At 70.8% G+C, this 25981-nt stretch carries 22 protein-coding genes; 5 read left to right on the top strand and 17 right to left on the bottom strand.

The window, feature by feature from the left end:
- Nucleotides 1-28: 28 nt before the first annotated feature.
- The 6 genes from ACIBW9_RS28750 to ACIBW9_RS28775 all read right to left on the bottom strand — a co-directional run bounded on the left by ACIBW9_RS28750 (nucleotide 29) and on the right by ACIBW9_RS28775 (nucleotide 5567).
- Nucleotides 29-1513 (bottom strand): cytochrome P450, encoded by a 1485-nt coding sequence (locus ACIBW9_RS28750; RefSeq protein WP_398959907.1) that lies wholly within the window; start codon nucleotides 1511-1513, stop codon nucleotides 29-31.
- An 88-nt stretch (nucleotides 1514-1601) separates the two neighbouring features.
- Nucleotides 1602-2222 carry a GTP-binding protein gene (locus tag ACIBW9_RS28755; protein WP_398959909.1) on the bottom strand — a complete coding sequence of 207 codons (621 nt, stop codon included), beginning with the start codon at nucleotides 2220-2222 and terminating at the stop codon, nucleotides 1602-1604.
- Entirely contained in the window at nucleotides 2203-2616 is a 414-nt protein-coding gene (locus tag ACIBW9_RS28760; protein WP_398959911.1) for a DUF742 domain-containing protein, read from the bottom strand. Before ACIBW9_RS28760 ends, ACIBW9_RS28755 begins: the two co-directional genes overlap by 20 nt.
- Nucleotides 2613-3020 (bottom strand): roadblock/LC7 domain-containing protein, encoded by a 408-nt coding sequence (locus ACIBW9_RS28765; protein ID WP_016434374.1) that lies wholly within the window; start codon nucleotides 3018-3020, stop codon nucleotides 2613-2615. The genes ACIBW9_RS28760 and ACIBW9_RS28765 overlap by 4 nt, the downstream gene beginning before the upstream one ends.
- On the bottom strand, nucleotides 3017-4615 hold the full coding sequence (locus ACIBW9_RS28770) for a sensor histidine kinase (RefSeq protein WP_398959913.1): 1599 nt from the start codon (nucleotides 4613-4615) through the stop codon (nucleotides 3017-3019). Before ACIBW9_RS28770 ends, ACIBW9_RS28765 begins: the two co-directional genes overlap by 4 nt.
- 316 nt (nucleotides 4616-4931) lie before the next feature.
- Entirely contained in the window at nucleotides 4932-5567 is a 636-nt protein-coding gene (locus ACIBW9_RS28775; RefSeq protein WP_398959914.1) for a TetR/AcrR family transcriptional regulator, read from the bottom strand.
- A gap of 948 nt (nucleotides 5568-6515) precedes the next feature.
- Between ACIBW9_RS28775 and ACIBW9_RS28780 the strand changes: the two genes are divergently transcribed.
- The 4 genes from ACIBW9_RS28780 to atzF are packed head-to-tail and all read left to right on the top strand — an operon-like array spanning nucleotide 6516 to nucleotide 13118.
- Nucleotides 6516-7340 (top strand): urea amidolyase associated protein UAAP1, encoded by an 825-nt coding sequence (locus ACIBW9_RS28780; RefSeq protein WP_398959916.1) that lies wholly within the window; start codon nucleotides 6516-6518, stop codon nucleotides 7338-7340.
- Nucleotides 7337-7939 carry an urea amidolyase associated protein UAAP2 gene (locus ACIBW9_RS28785; RefSeq protein ID WP_398959918.1) on the top strand — a complete coding sequence of 201 codons (603 nt, stop codon included), beginning with the start codon at nucleotides 7337-7339 and terminating at the stop codon, nucleotides 7937-7939. The genes ACIBW9_RS28780 and ACIBW9_RS28785 overlap by 4 nt, the downstream gene beginning before the upstream one ends.
- Nucleotides 7936-11448, top strand: a complete 3513-nt coding sequence (locus tag ACIBW9_RS28790; RefSeq protein WP_398959920.1) for a 5-oxoprolinase/urea amidolyase family protein — start codon at nucleotides 7936-7938, stop codon at nucleotides 11446-11448. The genes ACIBW9_RS28785 and ACIBW9_RS28790 overlap by 4 nt, the downstream gene beginning before the upstream one ends.
- 20 nt (nucleotides 11449-11468) lie before the next feature.
- Nucleotides 11469-13118: an allophanate hydrolase gene (gene atzF / locus ACIBW9_RS28795; RefSeq protein WP_398959922.1), complete on the top strand. Its 1650-nt coding sequence runs from the start codon at nucleotides 11469-11471 to the stop codon at nucleotides 13116-13118.
- Nucleotides 13119-13422: 304 nt separating this feature from the next.
- Here the strand turns inward: atzF and ACIBW9_RS28800 are convergent, their stop codons facing one another.
- From ACIBW9_RS28800 to ACIBW9_RS28850, 11 genes are all read right to left on the bottom strand, one after another.
- Nucleotides 13423-16284 (bottom strand): DEAD/DEAH box helicase, encoded by a 2862-nt coding sequence (locus tag ACIBW9_RS28800; RefSeq protein ID WP_398959924.1) that lies wholly within the window; start codon nucleotides 16282-16284, stop codon nucleotides 13423-13425.
- 98 nt (nucleotides 16285-16382) lie between these two features.
- Nucleotides 16383-17264 (bottom strand): twin-arginine translocase subunit TatC, encoded by an 882-nt coding sequence (tatC, locus tag ACIBW9_RS28805; protein ID WP_398960161.1) that lies wholly within the window; start codon nucleotides 17262-17264, stop codon nucleotides 16383-16385.
- Between the two features lie 92 nt (nucleotides 17265-17356).
- The gene (gene tatA, locus ACIBW9_RS28810) at nucleotides 17357-17644 is read right to left on the bottom strand and encodes a Sec-independent protein translocase subunit TatA (RefSeq protein WP_030945949.1); all 288 of its coding nucleotides are present in this window, start codon (nucleotides 17642-17644) and stop codon (nucleotides 17357-17359) included.
- A 261-nt stretch (nucleotides 17645-17905) separates the two neighbouring features.
- A complete protein-coding gene (locus ACIBW9_RS28815) occupies nucleotides 17906-18100 on the bottom strand; it encodes a hypothetical protein (RefSeq protein WP_115909189.1) in 195 nt (64 codons plus the stop codon).
- A 10-nt stretch (nucleotides 18101-18110) separates the two neighbouring features.
- Nucleotides 18111-18395 (bottom strand): hypothetical protein, encoded by a 285-nt coding sequence (locus tag ACIBW9_RS28820; RefSeq protein ID WP_266953660.1) that lies wholly within the window; start codon nucleotides 18393-18395, stop codon nucleotides 18111-18113.
- Between the two features lie 82 nt (nucleotides 18396-18477).
- Nucleotides 18478-19491 carry a helix-turn-helix transcriptional regulator gene (locus ACIBW9_RS28825; protein ID WP_398959927.1) on the bottom strand — a complete coding sequence of 338 codons (1014 nt, stop codon included), beginning with the start codon at nucleotides 19489-19491 and terminating at the stop codon, nucleotides 18478-18480.
- Nucleotides 19492-19509: 18 nt separating this feature from the next.
- The gene (locus tag ACIBW9_RS28830) at nucleotides 19510-20463 is read right to left on the bottom strand and encodes a helix-turn-helix transcriptional regulator (RefSeq protein ID WP_398959929.1); all 954 of its coding nucleotides are present in this window, start codon (nucleotides 20461-20463) and stop codon (nucleotides 19510-19512) included.
- 130 nt (nucleotides 20464-20593) lie between these two features.
- Nucleotides 20594-20965: an FKBP-type peptidyl-prolyl cis-trans isomerase gene (locus ACIBW9_RS28835; RefSeq protein WP_030945962.1), complete on the bottom strand. Its 372-nt coding sequence runs from the start codon at nucleotides 20963-20965 to the stop codon at nucleotides 20594-20596.
- Between the two features lie 60 nt (nucleotides 20966-21025).
- Complete coding sequence (locus ACIBW9_RS28840) at nucleotides 21026-22027, bottom strand: FKBP-type peptidyl-prolyl cis-trans isomerase (protein ID WP_398959931.1); 1002 nt, start codon at nucleotides 22025-22027, stop codon at nucleotides 21026-21028.
- A gap of 135 nt (nucleotides 22028-22162) precedes the next feature.
- Complete coding sequence (pafA, locus tag ACIBW9_RS28845; RefSeq protein WP_340382033.1) at nucleotides 22163-23524, bottom strand: Pup--protein ligase; 1362 nt, start codon at nucleotides 23522-23524, stop codon at nucleotides 22163-22165.
- Between the two features lie 9 nt (nucleotides 23525-23533).
- Nucleotides 23534-24793: an MFS transporter gene (locus ACIBW9_RS28850; protein WP_398959933.1), complete on the bottom strand. Its 1260-nt coding sequence runs from the start codon at nucleotides 24791-24793 to the stop codon at nucleotides 23534-23536.
- A 162-nt stretch (nucleotides 24794-24955) separates the two neighbouring features.
- Between ACIBW9_RS28850 and ACIBW9_RS28855 the strand changes: the two genes are divergently transcribed.
- Nucleotides 24956-25972, top strand: coding sequence for a LacI family DNA-binding transcriptional regulator (locus tag ACIBW9_RS28855; RefSeq protein ID WP_398959935.1), 1017 nt, complete (start codon nucleotides 24956-24958; stop codon nucleotides 25970-25972).
- The last annotated feature ends 9 nt before the right edge of the window (nucleotides 25973-25981 follow it).

A 25981-nucleotide genomic window follows, 5' to 3' on the forward strand; every position in this document is an offset into this window, starting at 1 on the left:
TCGGTACTCCGCGCCTGCCCGGGGCCGGTCAGTAGCCGCGCCACCAGCGCAGGAAACGGCGCCAGGCGCCCGTCGGGCGGACCGGTTCCTGGGGTGCCGGCGCGGCCTGCTCGGGCGGTGCCGCCGGCTGCGGCTCCGCGGCGGCAGCGGCCTGCTCGGGCTTCGTGGTGCCGATCTCCCAGTCGATGCGTTGCGGCGGGACGGGGGCGTGGCTGGGCTTCGCCTTGACGTCCTGCTGCGGCTTCGGCTCGAAGTACACCGGCAGTTCCACCAGATGCCGGTTCAGGATGGACGTTCGCCAGCGCAACTCGTCTTCCTCGCAGTCGAGTTGTACGTCCGGAAGACGGCTGAGCAGCGCGTCGACGCCGACGTCGGCGATGGCGCGGCCGATGTCCTGGCCCGGGCACTCGTGCGGGCCACCGCTGAAGGCGAGATGGGAACGGTTGCCCATCATGTTGGCCGACAGGTCGGGGCGGACGCGCGGGTCGACGTTGCCCGGCGCGATGCCCAGGAGCAGGCCGTCGCCCTTGCGGATGCGCTGTCCGCCCAGCTCGGTGTCCTGCTTGGCGATGTAGGCGAGCTGGGCGCTGAACGGCGGCTCGTCCCACAGGGACTGCTCGACCGCCTGGGGCACCGTCATCTGGCCGCCGTTGAGCTGGGCGCGGAAACCGGGGTCGGTGAGCACCAGCCGCAGCACGTTGGCGAGGAGGTTGGCGGTGGCCTCGTATGCGGCCATCAGGACGACGCGCAGATGCTGGCCGACCTCCTCGTCGTTGAGCCGCGCCGGGTGGTTGATCAGGTGGCTGGTGAAGTCGTCCTCGGGTTCGGCCCGGCGGCGGGCGGTGAGCCGCATCAGGACCTCCATGATGTACGCGTTGCTGGCGATGGAGGTCTCGGTGCCCTTGAGCATGTCGCGGGCGGCATGCACGATCCGGTCGTTGTACTCCTCGGGCATGCCGAGGATCTGACACATCACCGACATCGGCAGGTGCTCGGCGAACTGACTGACGAGATCGGCCCGGCCTTTCTCGCAGAACTTGTTCACGAGGTGCTGGGTCGCACGGTTGATGTGACGGCGGATGCCCCGGTGGTCGATGGTCGACATGGCACCGGTGACCGCACCGCGCAGCCTGAGGTGCTCGTCTCCCTCGGCGTGGCAGCAGATGGGCTGCCAGGCGACGAGTGGCATCAGCGGGTGGTCCGGCTTGATGGTGCCGTCCTGCAGGGCTGTCCACAACCGGGTGTCACGGCAGTACTGCGAGGGGCTGCTCACCATGTGCAGGTTCTCGCTGTGGCCGAGCACCACCCAGATCGGCACGTCCTCGTGGAGCAGCGCGGGAGCCACCGAGCCGTGCTCGGCCCGGAGCTTCTCGTACACGTCTCCGAGGTCCTCCGCCTCGGGGCCGTACAGGCGGCGCAGCCCACCGGGGCCCCTGCCGTGCGCGGGGCAGCCGGGGGGTGGACCGGCGAGGGACTCGTCCGTGCCGGTCGGAAAGAGGGGTTCAGGCGTCACGATGGTCGCTCCGAAGCTGAAGTGAATCCGGGGTACAGGAAGGAAGGAAACTCATGCGGCCGTACGGCTCAGGCAGTGTGCAGGCGGCTCATGTGGACGCCTTCGCCATCGCCAGCGCATGCAGGAAGCGCAGCAACGTCATCAGCACGTCCCGGCTGGAGGCCCGGCGGCGTGCGTCGCAGTCGATGATCGGGATCTCCTCGGCCAGGTCGAGGGCTGTGCGCAGTTCGGCGACGGGGTAACGGGGCGCGTCGGGGAAGGAGTTGACGGCCACCACGAAGGGCACGCCGCGCTCCTCCAGACGCCCTATGACGTCGAAGCTGACCTCGAGCCGCCGGGTGTCGATGAGTACGACCGCGCCCAGCGCGCCCTCGAACAGCCCGTTCCACAGGAACCAGAAGCGTTCCTGGCCGGGGGTGCCGAAGAGGTAGAGCACCAGTTGGTCGGTGATGCTGATGCGGCCGAAGTCCATGGCCACGGTGGTGGCCGTCTTGGACTCGGAACCGTAGTTGTCGTCGACCCCGACGCCGGCCTGCGTCATGGTCTCCTCGGTGGTCAGCGGCCTGATCTCGCTGACCGAGCCGACCATCGTCGTCTTGCCGACTCCGAAGCCGCCCACGATCACGATCTTCACCGCGGCCTGGGCCGTGTGCGGCAGATGATCCTCTGTTCGTGGTCCGGGGATGGTGTCAGAGCCTTTGAAGTCCATGCATCACCGCTTCGAGAAGGGAACGGTCGGGGAGCGCCTGCCGGACGATCGGGGCGCGCGCCTGCACCAGTTCTGCCGTCAGCATCTCGGTCAGCAGCACGGTCACCACGCTGAACGGCAGACTCAGATAGGCCGAGAGCTCGGCCACCGAGAGGGGGGCCGTGCACAGCCGGAGCATCGCCGTCTGCTCCGGGGTGGCGGAGGGCGGCGGGTCGGCGCGCGCCACGATTAACGTGACCAGGTCGATGTCGGCGCGTTCCCCGTCCGGCCCGGCGACCACGTAGAGCCGCTCCGGGGCCTTCGTGTCACCCTCGTGGTCTTCCTTGGAGGGTGTCGGGGGAGGTTCCGGGATTTCCTGACTGGGGTATCGCCGCCGGCGTTGCGGAGGAGTCATACGGTCTGCCCGTTGCGCCGGGGCGGGCTGGTGAGGTGGGCCCCGATCCGTACCACGAGGTCGCGCATGCGGTTGCTCATCAGGCCGGGCTCGGCGACCACGTCGGAGAGCACCGCGAGGTAGGCGTTGGCTCCGGCGGCCATCAGATAGAAGTAACCGCCGTTGATCTCGATGATGACCAGCTTCATCCGGCCGTCGCTGCCCGGGATCTCATGGGCGACGGCGCCCGCGAGGCTCTGCAGTCCCGCGCAGGCCGCGGCGACGCGGTCGGCGGCGTCCGGATCGCCCCCGTAGCGAGCGATGCGCAGGCCGTCGGCGGAGAGCACCACGATCATCTCGATGCCCGGTACTCCGTCGGCGAGATCCTTGAGCATCCAGTCGAAGTTGGCTCGCTGCTGGATCACTTGTGGTCCCTCTCGTCGTCGGCCTCGATACGGGCCGGCTCGTTGGTCGGCTGGGTGAATGCGGTCGGGTCCGGGTCGCCCTTGAGGCCCTCCCAGAACGCCTCGACCCACAGCCCGGGTTCGGTTTCCTTGGTCTCCGGCTCCGGCTCCGGCTCGGGCGCGGGCGTCGCCCAGGCGGGCCTGCTCGCCAGGGCCTCCCGCTCGGCCGCTTCGGCGGCGGCCTGTTCGGCGAGCCGCTGGCTGAGCGGGATCTTGACCCGGCTGCGGCGCTGCGGCAGGCCGCCCGCGGTCCACTCCGTGACCTCGGGGATCTCGTCCTCCATGGACACGCCGGCCGGGATGCGCGGGCTGGTGGGACGCCGCCGCTTCGGTGCGCGCTTGGGACCTTCGAGCGCACCGAGTTCGAGCTTGGGAGACGCTGTGGCGCCGATCCCGTGGGCGAGGCCGGGCGCCTCGTCGCCGGTCACCATCACCCGCGGGATGACGAGGACGGCGCGGACACCGCCGTACGCGGAGGCACGCAGCGAGATCTGCATGTCGAACGCCTTGCACAGACGGCCCACGACGGCCAGGCCAAGTCGGGGGGAGTCGCCCAGTTCCTGGAGGTCGACGCCGGCCTTGGCGCGCTCCAGCATGGTCTCGGCCTTGGCGCGGGCCTCCTCGCTGAGGCTGACGCCGGCGTCCTCGATCTCGATGGCGATGCCGGTCTGCACCTCGGTCGCGATGACGTGCACCTTGGTCTGCGGCGGCGAGTAGCGCGTGGCGTTGTCGAGGAGTTCGGCGCAGGCGTGGATGACCGGCTCGACGGAGATGCCGCGGATGTTGACCTTGGCGATGTTGTCGAGCGAGATGCGCCGGTACTCCAGGATCCGGGACATGGCGCCGCGCAGGACGCTGTACAGCGGTACGGGCTGCGGCCACTGGCGTCCGGGGCGGCCGCCGCCGAGCACCGCGATGGAGTCGGCGAGGCGGCCGATCAGCGCGGTGCCGTGGTCGATGCGCAGGAGGTCGTCGAAGACCTCGGGGTTGCGGCCGTGGTCCTCCTCCATCTCCCTGAGTTCCTTGGCCTGTTGGTGCACGATCGCCTGGACGCGGCGGGCGATGTTGACGAAGGAGCGCGCCGAGGAGTCACGCAGGGCTTCCTCGTTGTCGATGATGTCGAGCATCCGCCTGACCAGCGCCACCTGGGCCTTGGGCAGGTCGCGGTAGGCGGGGTCGATGTCGCCGAGGAGGTTGACCACGTCCCTGGGCGTGTGCCCGCTGCGCAGGTACTCGATGGCAGTGGGGACGATCTCGTGCGAGAGGCGGTGGATCTCCTGTTCGTGTCCGGCGATCCGCCGTTCCATGTACGCACGGTGACGGGCGCTCTCCTCGCGCACCGCCTGCAGGGTGCGGCCGCGGCGTACCGCTTCGGCCGCCGTCGCGATCACCAGGAGCGTGGCGACGGCGCCGCACCACACGACGGCCGCACGGGCCGGCACGGCCACCATGGCGACGGCTGCGCCGGTCGCTGCGGCCATCACTATGGCGGGCAGCAACAGCACGCGCGCGTAAGGAAGTTCACGGCGCCCGGGAGGGGATTGAACACTCACCATGTAGGCCCTCTGAAAAAGATCGGCTGGGTGTCTGGGGAGCTTGCAAGTGGGGTACGCATGGGACTGCGCTGGATCTTCGGTATTTTTGGGAACAAGCGCACGAATACGCCTCAACTCGGTGCGCTGCGGGCGAGCTTAGTCCGACCGGATCATCGCCGTGTCATATTCAGCAAGCACCTGAAATGGGACCGGACCAAGGGGTACTCTCGGCTCCATTTGCACACTCGGCAGCCGTTCGAACACGCCGTGTCACGACGCATGGGCGTACGAAAACCACTCACTGTGACGAGTGAAGATCAGCTTCCGCGGCCAGCTGTCAGATGCCGGCGATCCGCAGCGCCGCGTCCGCCGTGGCCTCGGCGAACACCGACACCTGGCGTTCGGGATCGGAGCGGTGCACGAGGATCACGCCCTCGATCAGACCGAACAACAGGTCCGTACGCAGGTCCAGCTCGTTCTTGGTGAGCGCGCTTCCGGCGGCCGTTCCGGCGAGCAACTGCCGGTAGGCGTCCTTGAGTTCGGCGCGAACCGCGTGGAAGCCGGCGAACCGCTCGGCCCGTACCTCGGGCAGCAGATACAGCCCGCCGAGGTTGTGCGGGCCGCCGCACAACAGCTCCACGTCCGTCCGGCACAGCTCCCACAGCCGGCCCTCGGGCGGGGTCACGTCGTCGGCGAGGAGCTGTCGGGCGTAGGCCAGCGAGGGCGTGACCGTGGACTCCAGCAACTCGGCGAGGAGTTCTTCCTTGCCGGAGACGTAGTGGTACATGGAGGCCTGCCGCATCCCCGCGCGCTCGGCGACCGCGCGGGTGGTGGTGGCCGCGTACCCACGGGTGGTGAACAACTCGGCGGCGGCCGCGAGCAGTTCGTCCCGCGGCTCCAGCCCGCTGTCCGGCCGCTGCGCGGCCCGCGGCCTGCCGACCCGACGGCCGCCTCCTCCACCCGGCGTTCCCATGCGTTCGATCCTCGCACACGGCGGGGCGGGGTGATCTCCCACGGCCCACCGGAGCCCTACGGGCGGCCCCGGAGCAGTCTCAGGACGAACTCCCAGCACCTTCCCCCATCTCGTGGCGCCCCCGGCCGCTACCGGCATCCCGCACCCGGTCGCCCGCCGGAATCCCCGGGCAACACCGGCCCCGCCTCCAGGCGCCTCCGGGCGACCTCAGCCGGCTACGAGTTCCGCGACACCCGGCCCACCTCCAGACAACGCCGGGCTCCGCCTCCAGGCGACCCCAACCACCTCCGCCGCCCCCAGAACCCCACCCGGCCTCCCAGGTCTCCAGGCAACACCGAGCCCGCCTCCAGCGCCTCCAGGCGACCACAACCGGCTACAAATTCCACGACACCCGGCCCACCTCCAGGCGACCCCAACCACCTCCGCCGACCCCGGAACCCACCCGGCCTCCCAGGTCTCCAGGCAACACCGAGCCCGCCTCCAGACACCTCCCGGCGAACACAACCGGCTACGAGTTCCACGGCACCCAGCCCGCCTCCCGGGGCTCCAGGCAACACCGGGCGCCACCTCCAGCGCCTCCCGGCGACCCCGGAAACCCCTGCGCGCCTCCCGGGTCCCGGGCCACACCGGGACCGCCTCCAGACACCACCCGGCCACCTCCAGCGTCCCGGCAACACCGAGCCCGCCCCCAGGCGCCTCCCGGAGACCCCAACCGCCTCCGAGCCCCCGGCACCCCAACCACCTGCAGGTTCCCAGCGCCGCGACCCACCACCATGCGCCCTCAGGCCCCCCAGGCAGTCCATAGGTGCGCCACCAGTAGTCCTAGTGAGGGCTCGGTAACCCGGCGGCAACGTGTGGGCAATGCCCGTGACCCGACCGGCTCCTAATTTCTGTCGGGCGACAGAAACAACCCCGGAAGAGACCACATCGGAGCCGGAGGTCCCCGCGATGGCGACAGCCACCACACACGGAGCCCGCGACCACGCACGCGCCCAGGAGGGCACACACGCCGAGGCCATGCCCGTCGTCCCGGCGGCCGACTGGCCCGACCCGCCGTGCGCGGCGGGCCATCTGGTGTGGGCGGAGACGGTGGCGGGCGGCAACTACACCCACCGGGTGCTGGCCCGCGGCACGGAGCTGCGCCTGACCGATCTGCACGGGGACGCCTGCGCGCATCTGCTGCTGTTCGTGGCCGACCGGCCCTGGGAGCGGCTGAACGTCGCCGACACGGTGAAGGTCCAGTGGAACGCCTACCTCGGGGAGGGCCGGCTCCTGCTGTCCGACCAGGGGCGCGTGCTCGCGAGCGTCGTCGCCGACGCCTCCGGGCGGCACGACGCGCTGTGCGGCACCTCCACCCTCGTACGCAACACGGAGCGGTACGGGGACGGCACCCCGCAGTCCGCCTCCCCCGCGGGCCGCGAGCTGTTCAAGCTGGCGGCCGCGAAGAACGGCCTGCAGCCGCGCGACCTGCCGCCCTCGCTGTCGTTCTTCCAGGGCGTGGAGGTGCGTGAGGACGGCGCCCTGGACTTCACCGGGTCCAGCGGCCCCGGCGGCAGCGTGACGCTCCGCGCCGAACAGGACATCACCGTACTGATCGCCAATGTGCCGCACCCGGTCGACCCGCGCCCCGACTACGTCAGCACCCCGCTGGAGGTCCTCGCCTGGCGCGCCGCTCCCACTCCGCCGGGCGACCCGCTGTGGGAGGCCACGCCCGAGGGCCGCCGCGCCTTCCTCAACACCGCCGAATTCCTTGCCGCGAGGGGGCTCGCATGAGCACGAAGACCGTGGTTCCCGCCCGTGCCGCCTGGTCGGCCGTGATCCGCACGGGCCAGACGCTGACCATCACCGACCTGCACGGCAACCAGGCCGTCGACTTCCTCGTCTACGACGCCCACGACACCTCGGTCCGCTACAGCGCCCCCGACACGATCCACGCCCAGGGCGGCATCTTCCTGACCACGGGCAGCGTGCTGATGTCCAACGAGCACACCCCGCTGATGACGCTGACCGCCGACGACGTGGGCCGCCACGACACGGTCGGCGGTGCCTGCTCCAAGGAGTCGAACACCCTCCGCTACGGCCACCACACCTGGTCCCAGCACGCCTGCGTGGACAACTTCCTCGCGGAGGGCGCCAAGCACGGTCTCGGCAAGCGCGACCTCGTCTCCAACATCAACTGGTACATGAACGTGCCCGTCGAGAAGGACGGCACGCTCGGCATCGTCGACGGCCTCTCGGCACCTGGTCTGAAGCTGACCCTGCGCGCCGAGCGCGACGTCCTCGTCCTGGTCTCCAACTGCCCCCAGATCAACAACCCCTGCAACGGCTTCGAGCCGACGGCGGTGGAGATGACGATCGGGGAAGCCGGATGAGTTTCGACACGCTGCTGGTCGCCAACCGCGGCGAGATCGCGGTCCGGATCATCCGCACGGCCCGTGAACTCGGCCTGCGCACGGTCGCCGTGTACTCCGACGCGGACCGCTCCGCGCCCCACGTCCGGCTCGCCGACGCGGCGGTACGGCTCGGTCCGGCGCCCGCGAAGGAGTCGTACCTCGACGCCGACCTGGTGCTGAAGGCGGCCAAGGACTCCGGTGCGGGCGCGATCCACCCCGGCTACGGCTTCCTCTCCGAGGACGCGGCCTTCGCGCGCCGCTGCGAGGACGCCGGGATCGTGTTCGTCGGCCCGACGCCCGAGCAGCTGGAGCTGTTCGGCGCCAAGCACACCGCGCGGGCGGCAGCCGAGGCGGCGGGGGTGCCGCTGGCGCCCGGGACGGGCCTGCTGGCCTCGGTGGACGAGGCGCTCGCGCAGGCCGCCGTGATCGGCTACCCGGTCATGCTCAAGGCGACCGGCGGTGGCGGCGGTATCGGTATGTCGGCATGTCGATCCGCCGACGAACTGACCGACGCCTGGGAGCGGGTGCAGCGCGTCGCCGCCGCCTCCTTCTCCTCGGCCGGTGTCTTCCTGGAGCGGCTGGTCGAGCAGGCCCGCCATGTCGAGGTGCAGGTCTTCGGCGACGGCGAGGGCCGGGTCGTCACCTTCGGCGACCGCGACTGCTCCCTGCAGCGCCGCAACCAGAAGGTCCTGGAGGAGGCCCCCGCCCCCGGCCTCCCGGACCGCATACGCGAGCGACTCGCGGCGAGCGCCCGCGACCTGTGCGCCTCGGTCGGCTACCGCTCCGCCGGCACCGTCGAGTTCGTCTACGACGCCGCCCGCGAGGAGGCGTACTTCCTCGAGGTCAACACCCGTCTGCAGGTGGAGCATCCGGTCACGGAGGAGATCTACGGCGTCGACCTCGTCGCCTGGATGCTGCGCCTGGCCCGCGGCGAGTCCGATGTCGTACGCGAACCGGGCGCACCCCGCGGTCACGCCGTCGAAGCCCGCCTCTACGCCGAGGACCCCTCACGCGAACACCGGCCCAGCGCGGGCCTGTTGACACGGGTCGAGTTCCCGCCGGGCGTCCGCGTCGACGGCTGGGTGGAGACCGGAACCGAGGTGACGACGTCGTACGACCCGATGCTCGCCAAGGTCATCGCCTACGGCCCCGACCGCGCCCATGCGCTGCAGCGACTGGACGAGGCGCTGGCCCGTACCCGCGTCGACGGCATCGAGACCAATCTCGGCCTGGTGCGCGCGGCGCTGGACCACCCCGACTTCAGAGCCGCTAGTCACTCCACGGCGACGCTGGCCTCCGTGACCGACCCGACACCGCGCATCGAGGTCGTCTCCGGTGGCACCCTCACCACCGTGCAGGACTGGCCGGGCCGCACCGGCTACTGGCAGGTCGGTGTGCCGCCGTGTGGTCCGATGGACGACCTGTCCTTCCGGCTCGGCAACCGGGCGCTCGGCAACCAGGAGGGCGCCCCGGGCCTCGAATGCACGCTCCAGGGGCCGTCGTTGAGGTTCACGCACCCGACGACGGTGTGCGTCACGGGCGCCCCGGCCGAGGTGACGGTCGACGGCAGGCCGGTCGCGCAGTGGGAGCCGGTGACGGTGCCCGCGGGGGCCGTGCTGGAGACCGGTGCGCCCACCCAGCACGGCCTGCGCACCTACGTGCTCTTCGCCGGCGGCCTGGACGTACCCGCCTTCCTCGGCAGCGCGAGCACCTTCACCCTGGGCCGGTTCGGCGGGCACGGCGGCCGGGCGCTGCGCACGGGCGACGTGCTGCACGGCGGCACGGTCGCCGACGGCACCCCAGTGCCTCTCGCGGGCCGCCCCTCCTTCACCGCCGTATGGCACGTGGGAGCGGTCGAAGGCCCGCATGCGGCACCGGAGTTCTTCACCGAGGACGACATCCGCGACTTCTACGCCGCCGACTGGAAGGTCCACTTCAACTCGGCCCGCACGGGCGTACGACTGGTCGGTCCCAAGCCGCGCTGGGCGCGCACCGACGGCGGAGAGGCGGGCCTGCACCCGTCCAACATCCACGACACCCCGTACTCCGTCGGCGCCGTCGACTACACCGGCGACATGCCGGTGCTGCTCGGCCCGGACGGCCCCTCGCTCGGCGGGTTCGTCTGCCCGGCGACGGTCCTCAGCGGCGAACGGTGGAAGCTGGGCCAGCTGCGCCCGGGCGACACCGTACGCTTCGCGCCGGTGACCGTCGACGGCTCGCCCCGCGCGGACATCGTGGACGGGGGCGTACTCGCCCGCGACGGTGACATCACCTACCGCCGCAGCGGCGACGACAACCTGCTGGTCGAATTCGGGCCCATGCAGCTCGACCTGACGCTGCGGATGCGCGTCCACGCGCTGATGGAAGCGGTGGCCGAGGAGGGCCCCGAAGGCATCACGGACCTCACACCGGGCATCCGCTCCCTGCAGATCCAGACGGACCCGAGCCGCCTGCCGCTGCATCGACTCCTCGCCGCCGTACAGGCGATCACGGCGACGCTGCCGCCGGCCGACGAACTCGTCGTCCCCTCCCGCACCGTCCACCTCCCCCTGTCCTGGGACGACCCGGCGACCCGCGAGGCGATCGCCCGCTACATGGCGGGCGTCCGCGACGACGCCCCCTGGTGCCCGTGGAACATCGAGTTCATCCGCCGGGTCAACGGCCTGGACTCGGTGAACGACGTGTACGACACGGTCTTCGACGCGGAGTACCTCGTCCTGGGCCTGGGAGACGTGTACCTGGGCGCCCCCGTGGCGACCCCGCTGGACCCCCGCCACCGCCTGGTGACCACGAAGTACAACCCGGCGCGCACCTGGACCGCCGAGAACTCGGTCGGCATCGGCGGGGCCTATCTGTGCATCTACGGCATGGAGGGCCCGGGTGGCTACCAGTTCGTGGGCCGTACGACGCAGGTGTGGTCGGGGTGGCAGCAGCGCGGCGCGTTCGAGCCGGGCTCGCCCTGGCTGCTGCGCTTCTTCGACCGCATCCGGTGGTACCCGGTGGACGCGGACGAACTCCTCGGCCTGCGCGCCGACATCACCTCCGGCCGTTTCGTGCCGCGTATCGAGGAGGGCACCTTCTCCCTCGCCGAGTACCGGGCCTTCCTGGACGAGAACGCCGCGTCGATCGGTGAGTTCCGGGACCGGCAGCAGAGGGCCTTCGCCGCGGAACGGGACGCGTGGGAGGCCGCCGGCGAGTTCACCCGGGCCGAGGTGGCGGCCGCACCGGCCGCTCCCCCGGCCGAGGTGACCGTCCCGGCGGGCGGCCGTCTGGTGGAGGCCGAATTCGCCGCGTCCGTGTGGCAGTTGAACGTCGAGCCGGGCGACGAAGTGAGCGCCGGGCAGCCTCTGCTCGCGCTGGAGGCGATGAAGATGGAGTCCAGGGTGCACGCGCCGGTGGACGGCGTGGTGGCGGAGATCCTGGCCCGGCCGGGCGACCAGGTGGAGGCGGGGACGGCACTGCTCGTCCTGGCCCCGGCGGCGCGATGAACCACCCCGAGGAGCAAGAGATGTCCGCTGTGAACCGTGTCCGTGCCGCCTACGCCCGCATCGAGGCGGTGGACCGTCCCGAGATCTGGATCGACCTGCGCCCGCAGGCGGAGGTGGAGGCGGAGGCCCACGCGATCGACGCCCGCGAGGCGGCAGGCGACCGACTCCCACTCGCCGGACGCCTGCTCGCGGCGAAGGGCAACATCGACGTGGCCGGGCTGCCCACCACCGCGGGCTGCCCCGCGTACGCCTACCAGCCGGAGGCGGACGCACCGGTCGTCGCCCGCCTGCGCGCGGCGGGCGCGATCGTGCTGGGCACCACGAACCTGGACCAGTTCGCGACGGGCCTGGTGGGCACGCGCTCGCCGCACGGCGCGGTCCGCAACGCGTACGATCCCGCCCGTATCAGCGGCGGCTCCAGCTCCGGTTCGGCGGTCGCCGTGGCCCTGGGCATCGTCGACCTCGCCCTGGGCACGGACACCGCGGGCTCGGGCCGGGTCCCGGCCGCGTTCAACGGCATCGTCGGCCTCAAGCCGACCCGAGGCCTGGTCCCGACCACAGGCGTGGTCCCGGCCTGCGCCTCCATCGACTGTGTGACGGTGTTCGCCCGCACCCTCCCGGAGGCCGAGCAGGCGCTCTCCTTCATGACCTCCCCGCCGGACCGCGAGCGCCCTCCGCTCCCCCCGCGCGCCCCCGGCCCGTGGCGCGTCGCGGTCCCGCCGCGGGAGCAGCTCGGCGAGCTGGACGAAGGCTGGGCGGAGGCGTACGAGGCGGCGGTACGGCAGCTCGAAGCCGCCGGAGCCACCATCCGCACCCTCGATCTGACCCCGTTCACCGAGGCCGCGGCGATGCTCTACGAGGGCGCGTTCGTCGCCGAGCGCTACACAGCCGTGGGCGCCTTTGTCGACAAGGCGATCGCGGACGGCATCGAGGGCTTGGACCCCACGGTCGCCGGCATCATCACCCGCGCCCGCGACATCCCGGCCCACCAGCTCTACGCCGACACCGACCGCCTGACCGGCCTGCGCGCCCGCGCCCTCGCGGAACTGGCCGACGCGGACGCCCTGCTCCTACCGACCACCCCCGGCCACCCGACCCTCGCCGAGGTGGCCGCCGACCCGCTCGGCGCCAACGCCCGCCTGGGCCGCTTCACCAACTCCACCAACCTCTTCGACCTGGCGGCGGCCGCGGTCCCGGCGGGCGAGGTGGCCGGCCTGCCGTTCGGCGTGATGCTGATCGGCCCTGCCTTCACGGACGACCGCCTGGCGCGGATCGCCGCCCTGCTCCGGCCGGACACGCAGGTGGCGGTGGTGGGCGCACACCTGACGGGCCAGCCCCTCAACCCCCAACTCCTCGCCCTGGGCGCCCGTCTGGACCGTACGACCACGACCGCCCCCGCCTACCGCCTGCACGCCCTGCGCACGACGCCCCCGAAGCCGGGCCTCGTCCACGTCGGCGAGGGCGGCACGGCGATCGAGACGGAGATCTGGACCCTCCCCGCGGAGGGCCTGGGCCGCCTGCTGACGGCCCTCCCCCGCCCGATGACCCTGGGCAGCGTAGAACTGGCGGACGGCACCCAGGTCCCCGGCTTCCTGTGCGAACCGTCCGCCCTCACGGACGCCGAGGACATCACGTCGTACGGCGGCTGGCGGGCATACCTCAGCCGCTAGACGACGGGGACGCGGCCGGTGCACCCACGGGCCTGCAAGCCGCGTACGGCGGGAGGGGGACGTGGCGGGGTGTCCGCCCGCAGCGGCGGGCGTCCACCACCGACCACAGCCCACCAGGCAGCAGCACCGCCCGACCGAGGACGGACACCCCGGCGCGGCCCCGACCCACAAGCGGACCGCAGGCGCTACGCGCACCCCACCCAAGCCGCAGATGCGCCGCAGGCATCGGGGCGCGGGGCTGCAGCGATATGCGCCCCGCACCCGCACCCGCACCCGCACCCGCACCCGCACCCGCCCGACAACATCAGCCCACCGACGAGTAGGCCACAACCCCCCGCAGCAACAGATCGACCGCCTTGCGGGCGTTCTTCGCGACCGTCGAGCTCTCCCCGCCGGAGACGGGGGCCGCCGCCGAGATCTGCCCGAGCACATCGATGACCTGCTTGCACCACCGCACGAAGTCCCCGGCCGGCATCTCGGCCTCCCGCAGCACCTCGTCCAGCCCCTTGCCACTGGCCCACATGTAGGCGGCCCAGGCGAACCCGAGGTCCGGCTCCCGCTGTCCCACGCCCTCGGTCTGGGTGATCCGGAAGTCCTCCTCCAGGGCGTCCAGCCGCCCCCAGATCCGCACCATCTCGCCGAGCGCGGCCTTCGCCTTGCCGGACGGCAGCTTCGGCGCCATGGCGTCGTCACCCACCCGTGCCTCGTACACCAACGCCGAGACGCAGGCGGCAAGTTCGGCAGGACCGAGCCCCTCCCACACACCGGCCCGCAGGCACTCACTGGCCAGCAGGTCGAGTTCGCCGTACAGCCGTGCCAGCCGCTTGCCGTGCTCGGTGACCTCGTCACCGCGCAAGTAGTCCAGCTCGGTCAGCAGCGCCACGATCCGGTCAAACGTCCGCGCGATCGTGTTCGTACGGCCCTCGATACGGCGCTCCAGCTGCGAGGTGTCCCGCAGCAGCCGGTGATACCGCTCCGCCCAACGCGCATGATCCTCACGCTCGTTGCACCCATGACAGGGATGCGCCCGAATCGCGGTCCGCAGCCGCGCGATCTCACGGTCGTCGGCCGCCTGGGACCGCTTCTTGCGGGCCCGCTCCGGCGGAATGTGCCCGGCCTTGGTGCGCAGCGCGGAGGCGAGGTCCCGACGGGACTGCGGGGAGCGCGGGTTGAAGGACTTCGGGATGCGCATCCGCTCCAGCGCCTCGACCGGGACCGGGAAGTCCATCGAGGCGAGCCGCTTGACCTGCCGCTCGGCCGTCAGGACCAGCGGACGCGGCCCGTCGTGGTGCTCGAAGCCCCGGTGGCCGTTGGAACGCCCGGCCGGCAGCCCCGGATCCAGCACCAGCGCCAGACCGGCGTACTTGCCCGTCGGCACATGGATGACATCACCGGGCTTGAGCTTCTCCAGCGCGACGGCGGCCTCGGCACGCCGCTCGGCCGCCCCCTGCCGGGCCAACTCGGTCTCCCGGTCCTTGAGCTCGCGGCGCAGTCGCGCATACTCCTCGAAGTCGCCCAGGTGGCAGGTCATGGAGGCCTTGTAGCCCTCCAGGCCCTCCTCGTTGCGCTGCACCTGCCGGGAGATCCCGACGACCGACTTGTCGGCCTGGAACTGCGCGAACGAGGTCTCCAGCAGCTCACGCGACCGGTGCCGGCCGAACTGCTCGACCAGGTTGACCGCCATGTTGTACGACGGCTTGAAGCTGGAGCGCAGCGGGTAGGTGCGCGTGCCGGCCAGCCCGGCGAGGTGCTCGGGGCTCATCCCGCGCTGCCACAGCACGACCGCGTGTCCCTCGACGTCGATACCCCGACGCCCCGCACGGCCGGTCAGCTGCGTGTACTCGCCGGGTGTGATGTCGGCGTGCTGTTCGCCGTTCCACTTGACGAGCTTCTCCAACACCACCGAGCGCGCGGGCATGTTGATGCCGAGCGCGAGGGTCTCGGTGGCGAACACGGCCTTGACCAGCCCGCGCACGAACAGCTCCTCGACGACCTCCTTGAAGGTCGGCAGCATGCCGGCGTGGTGGGCGGCGATACCGCGCTCCAGGCCCTCCAGCCACTCGTAGTACCCGAGGACGTGCAGGTCCTCGGTGGGGATGGCGGCGGTGCGCTCCTCGACGAGGTCGCGGACCTTCGCGCGCGCCTCGTCGTCGTTGAGCCGCAGCCCGGCGTACAGACACTGCTGTACGGCGGCCTCGCAGGCGGCGCGGCTGAAGATGAAGGTGATGGCCGGCAGCAGGCCCTCGGCGTCGAGCCGCTCGATGACCTCGGGGCGGCCCGGGGTCCACACCCGCGAGCGCTGTCTGCGCTCCCGCTCGCGGTCGGCCTCACGCATCGCCCGGCCCCGTCTGCGGTCCTGGTACGAGGGCCGCTGGGCCTCCATCCGGGCCAGCCGGGTGAGGTCGGGATTGACGGCCTTCTTGTGGCCCTCGCCCTCCTCGAACAGGTCGTACATCCGGCGCCCGGCGAGCACGTGCTGGAACAGCGGCACGGGCCGGTGCTCGGAGACGATCACCTCGGTGTCCCCACGGACGGTGTCGAGCCAGTCACCGAACTCCTCGGCGTTGGACACGGTCGCCGACAGGGACACCAGAGTCACCGACTCGGGCAGGTGGATGATCACCTCTTCCCATACGGCGCCGCGGAAGCGGTCGGAGAGGTAGTGCACCTCGTCCATGACCACGTAGCCGAGGCCGAGGAGGGTCTGCGAGCCCGCGTACAGCATGTTCCGCAGCACCTCGGTGGTCATCACGACCACCGGGGCGTCGGGGTTGATGCTGTTGTCGCCGGTGAGCAGTCCGACCATGCCGTCCCCGTAACGGCGGCACAGGTCGGCGTACTTCTGGTTGGACAGCGCCTTGATGGGTGTCGTGTAGAAGCACTTCTTGCCCTGCATCAGGGCGAGGTGGACGGCGAACTCGCCCACGATCGTCTTGCCGGAGCCGGTGGGCGCCGCGACCAGCACGCCCTTGCCCGCTTCGAGCGCCTGGCAGGCCTCTATCTGGAAGGGGTCGAGGCCGAAGTCGTACATCTCGCGGAAGGAGGCGAGCGCGGTGGCCTGCTCGGCAGCGCGCCTGCGTGCAGCCGCGTACCGCTCAGCCGGGGAGAGGTCCTCTGTCATCGTGCTTTCGAGCGTACCGGGCCGCACTGACAACAGGACGATCATTATCCGTTCCGGGCCCCTGGGGACTGTCCGCGCACAGCACAAGGGCCGGACGGTTCTTCCGTCCGGCCCTCGGTCATGCCGTTGTCCCGTGGTGGGGCTCAGGTGACGTCGTCGTAGCCGTTGACGCTCCCATTGGCCTGCTCGGGCACGGTCGGTCCCGCCGAGACGCGCTCGACCTCGCCGATGGGTTGCGGTGTCAGGTCGAGGTCGGAGGCCTCGTCGTCGTCCAGTTCGGCGTCGGGGTTGGCCCGCCGGCGGCGCCGGTCGTTCAGCATGGCGACGCCGACCGCGATGAAGTACAGCACCACGATGGGCCCGGCCAGCGCGATCATGCCGAAGGGGTCGGTGGTGGGGGTGGCGACCGCTCCGAAGACGAAGACGCCCATGACGACGCCGCGCCACCAGCTGACCATCCTGCGGCCGGACACGATGCCCGCGAAGTTGAGCATGACCAGGATCAGAGGCAGCTCGAAGGCACCGCCGAAGATGAGGATCATCCGGACGATGAAGTCCAGGATCTTGTCCATCGGCAGGATGTTCGCCGAGCCGTTGGGCGTGATCCCCAGCAGCACGCGCATGCTGATGGGCAGGATCGTATAGGCGAGCCAGGCACCGGCCAGGAAGAGCGGTACGGCGGCCGACACGAACCAGTAGGTGTACTTGCGCTCGTGCTTGTGCAGACCCGGCGCCACGAACGCCCAGAGCTGGTAGAGCCAGACCGGGCTGGAGAGCACGACGCCCGCCATGAAGACCACCTTCACCGTGGTGGTGAAGGGCGACAACAGGTCGGTGTACGCGATGACCGCGCAGTGACCGCCGGTGGACTCCCCCAGACCCTTCGTGCACTTCGGCACCGGGTTCATGAGGAAGCTCATCAGTTCCGAGCTGTAAAAGGCGGCCACCACGGACACGACCGTGATGGCCAGCATGCCCTTCGCGAGCCGGTTGCGGAGCTCACGAAGGTGATCCACGAGCGGCATCCGCCCCTCGGGATCCTTCTCCTTCTTGCGGGCAGACTTGAGCAACCCACATCCTCATCTCGTGCGGCGGGCCGGAGGTGTCCGGCCCTGCGTCAGCGCTTGGTGGTGTCCGTCGGCTCGCTGACCGGGCGCGAGCTGGTCACGTCACCGGGGGCGGCCTGGATGGTGCGCTGAGCCGGGGGCTGCTCGTCGTTGTTGGGCGGGCCGGCCGGGGTGGCCGTGCTGCTGCCCTCTTCCTTCATCGCCTTGGCCTCGCTCTTGAGGATGCGAGCGGACTTGCCGAGCGAGCGCGCCATGTCGGGAAGCTTCTTCGCGCCGAAAAGCAGGACGACGACGATGAGGATGAGAATGATCTCGGGGGCGCCGAGCCTTCCGAACATAAGTCTTTACCTTCTCACCGAGGCGGCTGGGGTGGGGTGCTGTCCGACCGGTCGGACAAGTGTCCGATCAGCCGTGCTGGCAGCGATCGTAACGCTCAGGGGTGAACGTGAGGCAATCCCCGTGCGTACTCCCGGTCCGCGGTCCGGGCCTCGTTCTCCGGTCCGCGACCAGCAGCGTACCCGCCAGGGTGGCCCCGGTGACAGGTCGAAGTGACCCAAACCGCCTGGGGCGCACGACTCACACCCCTCGCACAGCAGTGCTCAGAGGGAGTCCACGGCGCGGGCGGTACTCACGGCCGCCCGCTCGAGGTCCTCGGCGGCCTGGTTGATACGGCGCGCCGAGTCCGTGACCTGCCGTCCGAGGCGCTGGGCCTCGACGAACACCCGCACGGCGAACACCCCGAGCACGGCGAGACCCAGGAACCCCACAGCTACCGCGAACATCGGCCAGAACATGACGTCGAGCCTAGACGGTCCGCAAGGTCCTGACTCCGCCGCCGGTCAGCAGCTCTACGATGCGTTCCCCGGCCGGTTTGCGGACCGAGGCGCCGCAGTCGGGGCAGGTGAAGGAGTAGAACGTCGTGCGGCTGGTGGCGCCGATCGCCAGGCGCAGGGCCGCCGCGGCCAGCTCGAAGCTGCCACGGCAGTCCGGGCAGCCCGCCCTGAACGTCACCGGGGTCACGCTTCTCATCCCGGCGAAGGCGGCCGCCACCGACATGCCCCCCGCACCAGACACCGACGACTCGCTCAAAGCCCCTGCTCCTCTTCCCTAGGCCGATCGCCTCCGGGGCCCCGCGGCCGAGGCCCCGTCCAGCTCACTCCCGCCTGCCGGACTACCCGTCGTGAACCGCAGGCCCTGCGTGCGGATCCTGCGCCTCGACGCCGTCGTACGCCGCCAGCGCCTCACGGGCCGCCTGGCGGGCGCTGTCGGCGAGCTCGGGCGGCGAGACGATCCGGCCGTCCCGCCCGAGCCGCAGCGCCAGCCGTCGCAGAGACGCCGGATCCGGGGTCCGCAGGGTGATACGCAGCCCGCCGTCGGCCAGCTCATCCGCACTGTCGTGCGGGTAGTACTCGGCGACCCAGCGGCCGCCCGGGCCGACCTCGACGACGACCTCCGGGTCCTCGGCGGCCGGCTGCACCAGCGCCTCAGACAGGTCCCTGAGCTCGATCTCGGGGGGCGCCGACGGTTCGTCCAGGATTTTGATCTCGGCGACCCGGTCGAGCCGGAAGGTGCGGCGCGCCTCCGAGCGCCGGCACCAGGCCTCCACATAGGTGTGCCCGACGCTGACCAGGCGGATGGGGTCGATCTCCCGTTCGGTGAGCTCGTCGCGCGCCGGCGAGTAGTAGCGGATCCACAGGCGGCGGCGCTCCGAGATCGCCCGGTCGACGTCGGCGAACACACCGCCCTCGGACTCGAAGGTCACCGACAGCCGGGAACTGGCGCCCGCCGCCTCACCGGCCGCGGCCTCCAGCTTGGCGTTGGCGCGCAGCAGCGCCTGCCGGTCGCTCTCCCGCAGCCCGGGCAGGGTGGACACCGCGCGTGCGGCCACCAGCAGCGCCGTCGCCTCGTCGGCGGCCAGCCGCAGCGGCTCCGCCACATCGTCGGGGTTGTGCCACCAGATGCGCTCGCCGTCCGTGTCGATGTCGAGCAGGTCGCCGCCGCGGAAGCTGGTGCCGCACATGGGCAGCACATCCAGGTCGGAGACCAGCTCGTCCTCACTGATGCCGAAGGCGCGCGCGACGTCCTCCACCCGGGCCCCGGGGCGCTCCTTCAGATACGTCACCAGGGAGAGCATCCGCCGGGTCTGGTCGATGGCGTTCACGGGCCTGACCGGTTTGCCTGCCACTGTCCTGCTCGCTCCCCCTCAGCCCTTGGCCACGGCACGCAGCCGGTCCACCACGTCCGCGCGCAGCTCGGCCGGCTCCAGGACCACCACGTCCGGCCCGAACTCCACCAGCCAGGCGTCCAGCCCGTGCCCGTACGGAATCTCCAACTCGTCCCAGCCGTCGCCGAGTTCCCGCACCGCGGTGGCCTTCGCCCGAAGGGGGTAGCCCGCGCCCGAGCGCAGCCGGATCAGGGCGGAGCGGTCGGCGGTCTCCCCCGCCCAGCTCGCCACGGTCTCCCGGACGGTGACGACATCGGGGACCTCCGCCGTGAACTGTCCGCTGCGGCTGCGCACCTTGCCGGTGATCCGCGACAGCCTGAAGACCCGCTCGGCACCCCGGTCGCGGTCCCAGCCGGCCAGATACCAGTGGCCGCGCCAGCACTCCAGCGCCCACGGCTCCACATGCCGGGGCTCGGGGTGGGCGGCGGTGGCCTTGCGGTAGTCGAAGACCACGGGGCGGCGATCGCGGCAGGCCAGCATCAGCGGCTCGAACGCGACCTCGTGCACCGGGATACGGGGCTCCAGCGCGCCGTGCGCCTCGTACGGGTCGACGTCCTCGGGCATACCGGCCGCACGCAGCTTCTGCAGGGCGCCGCTGGCCGCACCCGCCAGCCGGGCCTGCTGCCACACCTTGGCGGCAAGACCGAGAGCGGCGGCCTCCTCGGCGTCGAGCGTGATGGGCGGCAGGCGGTTGCTGTCACGCCGGGCCAGATAGCCCACCTCGCCGTCGAGGTTCTCCACCGTCTCGATGACCAGGCCGAGTTCGCGCAGATCGTCCTTGTCCCGCTCGAACATCCGGCTGAAGGAGTCGTCACTGCCCGCTTCGAGATAGGCCTCGATGGACTCACGAAGCTCACGCTTGCTGAGCGGCCGCCGCGTCCCGAGCAGACACAGCGCCAGGTTCATCAGCCGCTCGGCCTTGGCAATGGCCATCGACGCCCTTCGCCTCCCTATGGTGCTTTACGACGATGACCGTACCGCCCCGAAGTGGCGCGGCAAAAGCCGAGGGCCCATGCCCGGACAGGCATGGGCCCCAGGTGATCGGGTCCGGTCGCGGCGGCGATCAGACCGCGACGAGGTCGACCACGAAGATCAGCGTCTCGCCCGGCTTGATCGCCGGGGTCGGGCTCTGGTTGCCGTAGGCGAGGTGGGCGGGGATCGTCAGCTGACGACGGCCGCCGACCTTCATGCCCTGCACGCCGAGGTCCCAGCCCTTGATGACGCGGCCGCCACCGAGCGGGAAGCGGAACGGCGTCCCACGGTTCCAGCTCGCGTCGAACTCCTCACCGGTGCTGAAGGCGACGCCCACGTAGTGGACGGTGACGGTCTGGCCCGCCTGCGCCACGGCGCCGTCGCCCTCCCAGATGTCCTTGATCTCGAGGTCCGCCGGGGGCTCGCCGCCCGGGAAGTCGATCTCGGGCTTCTCGATGCTCACGTCTCTAGCTCCTGCTTGTCTGCGGAAAGGCAACACGCACAGTCTTACATCACCGGGCCGTTACATCTTGGCCAGGATGTCCACCGAGAAGACCAGCACGGAGTCCTTCTTGATGCCGCTGTTCGGCGGCGGGTTGTCGCCGTAGCCCAGCTTCGGCGGGACGACGATGAGAACCCGGCTGCCCACCTTCTTGCCGGTCAGGCCCTCCCCCCAGCCCTTGACGACCTGCTGGATCCCGAAGGACTGCAGTGCCCCCCGGCTGTACGTCGAGTCGAACTCCTTGCCGGAGTCCCAGAACACGCCCTTGTACTGCACGAGCACACTGTCCTGCGCACCGACCACGGGGCCGTCGCCCTCGATGATGTAGTTCGCCACCAGCTTGGTGGGCGCGGCCTTCTTGGGTACGTCGATGGAGGGCGCCGCGCCGTCGGTGTTGGTGCCGACCTTGGGCAGCGCCGCGTCCTTCTGCGCCACGTCCGAGCCCTTGGCGGAGCTCTTGGCATTGAACGTGGCCTGCACGTCCACCACGAACACCAGCGTGTCGGTGCCCTTGATACCCGCCTGCGAGTTTCCCGACGTGCCGTACCCCCAGGTGGGCGGGACGGCCATCTGGACGCGGCTGCCGGTCTTCTTGCCCGTCAGGCCGTACCGCCAGCCGTCGATGATGCTGCCCGCGGCGAGCTGGATGATCAGGGGCGTCTTGCGGTCGTAGGAGTTGTCGAAGACCTTCGCCGTGTTCCAGATCTGGCCGAGGTAGTGGGCCTGCACATAGTCGTTCTCCGCGATCGTCTGCCCGCCGCCCGCGATGAGCGTCTTGACCGCGAGGCTCTTCGACGGCTCGCCGGTGCCCTTGGCGACGGTCGGCTTCTCACCGAACTTCGTGCCCGCCGTGATCGCCGGCAGCGGCCCGTCGACGATCTTCGGCGGCGGCGCGGCGGACGTGGCCGATGCGGAGGGCGACGGACTCGCTTCGGCCTTGCTCGAGGCGGACTTGTCGTCACCGCATCCGGCGAGTGTGACCAGTCCTGCGGGAACGGCGATGAGAAGGGAGCGTCGGCGCACGGTTAAGGCCTCGTATCGGTCGATCTTGTGGATGGCGTGCGCGCAACTCTACGGCGTGAGAAGGGCGCCGTACGGGAAACGTACGGCGCCCGTGTTGCGTTCCGGGCTTTCACCGGAACGCGTTGTTCACATAGCTCACATTCCTGCGATCAGCTTCTCCACCCGGTCGTCCACGGAACGGAACGGGTCCTTGCACAACACGGTGCGCTGCGCCTGGTCGTTGAGCTTCAGATGGACCCAGTCGACCGTGAAGTCCCGGCGCTGTTCCTGGGCCCTGCGGATGAAGTCGCCGCGCAGCCGGGCCCGAGTGGTCTGCGGCGGAACGGACTTGCCCTCGAAGATCTTCAAGTCATTGCAGATCCGGGTCGCTTGCCCCTTCCTCTCGAGCAGGTAGTACAGGCCACGACGACGGTGGATGTCGTGGTAGGCGAGGTCTATCTGCGCGACCCTCGGGTGCGACATGGTCATGTTGTGCTTGGCCCGGTACCGCTCGATGAGCTTGTACTTCATCACCCAGTCGATCTCGGTGCCGATCCGGTCGAGGTCCTCGGCCTCGATCGCGTCCAGCGTGCGGCCCCACAGCTCCAGGACCTGCTCGACGGTGCCGGTGCGGATACCGCGGCGCTCGCAGAAGTCCACGGCCTTCTCGTAGTACTCGCGCTGCACCTCGAGGGCGGACGCCTCGCGGCCGCTCGCCAGACGCACCTTGCGCCGGCCGGTGATGTCATGGCTGACCTCACGGATCGCCCGGATCGGGTTCTCCAGGGTCAGGTCCCGCATCACCGTGCCCGCCTCGATCATGCGCAGCACCAGGTCGGTCGCCCCGACCTTGAGCAGCATGGTCGTCTCGGACATGTTCGAGTCGCCCACGATGACATGCAGGCGGCGGTAGCGCTCGGCGTCCGCGTGCGGCTCGTCGCGCGTGTTGATGATCGGCCTCGAACGGGTCGTCGCCGAGGAGACGCCCTCCCAGATGTGCTCGGCCCGCTGACTGACGCAGTACACCGCGCCCCGCGGGGTCTGCAGCACCTTGCCGGCACCGCACAGAAGCTGCCTCGTGACGAGGAACGGAATGAGAATGTCCGCGAGCCGGGAGAACTCCCCATGACGTGCGACGAGATAGTTCTCGTGGCAGCCGTAGGAGTTGCCCGCCGAGTCGGTGTTGTTCTTGAAGAGGTAGACGTCGCCCGCGATTCCCTCCTCGTGCAGGCGTCGTTCGGCGTCCACCAGGAGTCCTTCGAGAATGCGCTCGCCCGCTTTGTCGTGGGTGACCAGTTCGGTCACGTTGTCACATTCCGGTGTCGCGTATTCCGGATGTGAGCCCACGTCGAGATAGAGGCGGGCGCCGTTTCGCAGAAAGACATTGCTGCTGCGGCCCCATGACACGACACGGCGGAAGAGGTACCGCGCCACCTCGTCGGGAGACAGGCGGCGCTGTCCCCTGAACGTACACGTGACGCCGTACTCGTTCTCCAGCCCGAAAATGCGGCGGTCCATGACTGAACATTACGCCCGATCCCCTGAGCTGAAACGGGGTTCGACGGCACGGTTTGGATCATTTTCCGATGAAGCCGCAACCACCGCACTCCCCGCGGGAGCTGCAAGGACCCGCCCGGTGGCCAGCAGAACCAGCAGCGCCACGGCCCCCGCGACACCCGGCACGGCGAACCCCCACACCGCCCCGCCCCACTCGACGACCGGGCCCGCCAGGCCCGTTCCCACTGAGGAACCCACTGTGAACGTCGTCACAATCCACGAGAACGCCTCGGTGACCGTGCCACGCGGCGCATGCCGGTCGACGAGGACGAACGCACACGCGAGACACGGCGCGAGGAAGAGCCCCGCAACCGCCGCCAGCACCGTCATCGCCACCGGACCCGGCATCAGAGTGAGCGGCAGATAACACACCGCCAGAAGCGCCACCAGCACCCGCAGTCGCCGCTCCGGCGCACCGCTCCACTGCCGCGCCCCGTACGCCGTACCACCCACGAGAGCCCCGAGGCCGATCGCCGCCATCAGCCAGCCGTACACCGCGTCCCCGCCGTGGCCGTCCGCATACGCCACGGCCGCGACCGCAATGGACCCCAGCGCCATCCCCACCGCGAGAAACGCACCCAGCAGCACAAGGAGTCCCGGCGAGCGCAGCGCACCCAGCCAGTGCGCCTCACGCGGCGCCGAACGCCACTCCCGCGACGGCGGCGACACCACCACCGACAAGGCACCCAGCACCCCGACCACATTGACGAGCACCAGCGCCATCTTCGCCGACCACAGCGACACGCACAGCGTCACCAGCAACGGGCCGACGGTGAACATGACTTCCTGGGCGACGGCATCCAGCGCATACGCCGTCTGCACCTGACCCTCGCCGCGCAGCACCGACGACCACAGCGCCCGCAGACCACCCTCCAGGGGAGGCGTGAACAGGCCGGCGAGCGCCACGCACACGTACGCGAGCGCCGGCGGATCGATGCCGACGAAGGCAAACCCGGACATGGCCAGCGCGGAACCCAGCGCGGCGGGCAGCTGGACCCGCGGCTGCCCGTACAGATCCACCAGCCGTCCCAGCAGCGGCTGCCCCACGGCATTGGCCACCCCGTACACCGCCGCGAGGCCGCCGGCCAGGCTGTAGGTTCCACCCTCCGCCCGCACGAACAGCACGACCGCGATCGCGGCGACGGCACACGGCAGCCGGCCCACCAGCGTGCCGGCGAGCAGACGCGCGGCGTGCCGGGTCCTGAGGATCTCCACGTATCCCGCAGCCATGTCCGCTTCCCCTCACCCGGACCGCCGCCCGAAGTTTTACGTATAACGTCCGCTCTCATACGTACCATGTGCGCTGTTCACGCGTCCAGACGACGGGAGTGAGCCGAAGGGCAGCCGGAGCTCCCGGAGGCGAACGACCAGCAGACAAGGAGCAGGCCCACGGTGGCACCCGGCAGCACCCGCCCCACCAGCCGCGACGTCGCCCAGGCCGCCGGCGTCTCCCAGGCCGCGGTCTCCCTCGTCCTCGGCGACAAATGGCGCGGCCGCGTCTCACAGGCCACCGCCGAACGCGTCCGCGAAGCCGCCCGCGAGCTCGGCTACCGACCCAACCTCGCCGCCCGCAACCTCCGCCTCGGCCGCACCCGCACCGTCCTCCTCGTCGTCCCGGCACTGACGACGGAGTTCTTCGCCGGCGTGTACACCGGCGCGGCCCGCGTCGCCGCCGACCACGGCTTCGGCGTCGTCCTCTACCCCTCCCCCGAAGGCATCGGCCCCGCCCGCGACCCCTTCGCCTCCGCCCAGGCCGCCCTCGACGGCGTCATCGCCTCCTCCATGGCCTCCGACGCCCTCACCGCCATCCGCGGCGACCAGCTCCCCCTCGTCATGCTCGACAGCGACCCCAAGGGCAGCCTGGGCGCGGCCACCGTGAACCTCGACATCACGGACGGCGTCCGACAGGTCGCCGAACACCTGCTCGGCCTGGGCCACCGCCACTTCCTGCACCTGGCGGCGGACGTGGCCTCCTGGACCTTCGAGGTACGCGCGCGCGAACTCGCCGCCCGCGTCGGCACCGTCCCCGGCACCTCGGTACGGACGGCTCGGGCACCGATCTCCATCGAGGGCGCCCTGACCGCCGCCGAAGCCGCCCTCTCCGCCCCCGGAACCCGGCCCACCGCCCTGGTCTGCGACGACGACAAACTCGCCGCCGGCGCCTACAAAGCCGCCCGCCGACTCGGCCTGCGCATCCCCGACGACATCTCCGTCACCGGCCTCGACGACCTCGCCCTCGCCACCGCCCTCGACCCCGAACTCACGACCGTCCGCCTGGACGCCGAACTCTTCGGCGAACGCGGCATGGAAGCCCTGCTGGCAGTCCTGGAGGGACGTGTGCCCGACGCGGGCGACATCCCCGTCGAACTGGTCGTGCGGGGCTCTACGGCCCCGCCCAGCCCCTCCTGAACGCCCTGT

The sequence above is a fragment of the Streptomyces sp. NPDC049541 genome, assembly GCF_044465725.1.
Classification (GTDB): Bacteria; Actinomycetota; Actinomycetes; order Streptomycetales; family Streptomycetaceae; genus Streptomyces.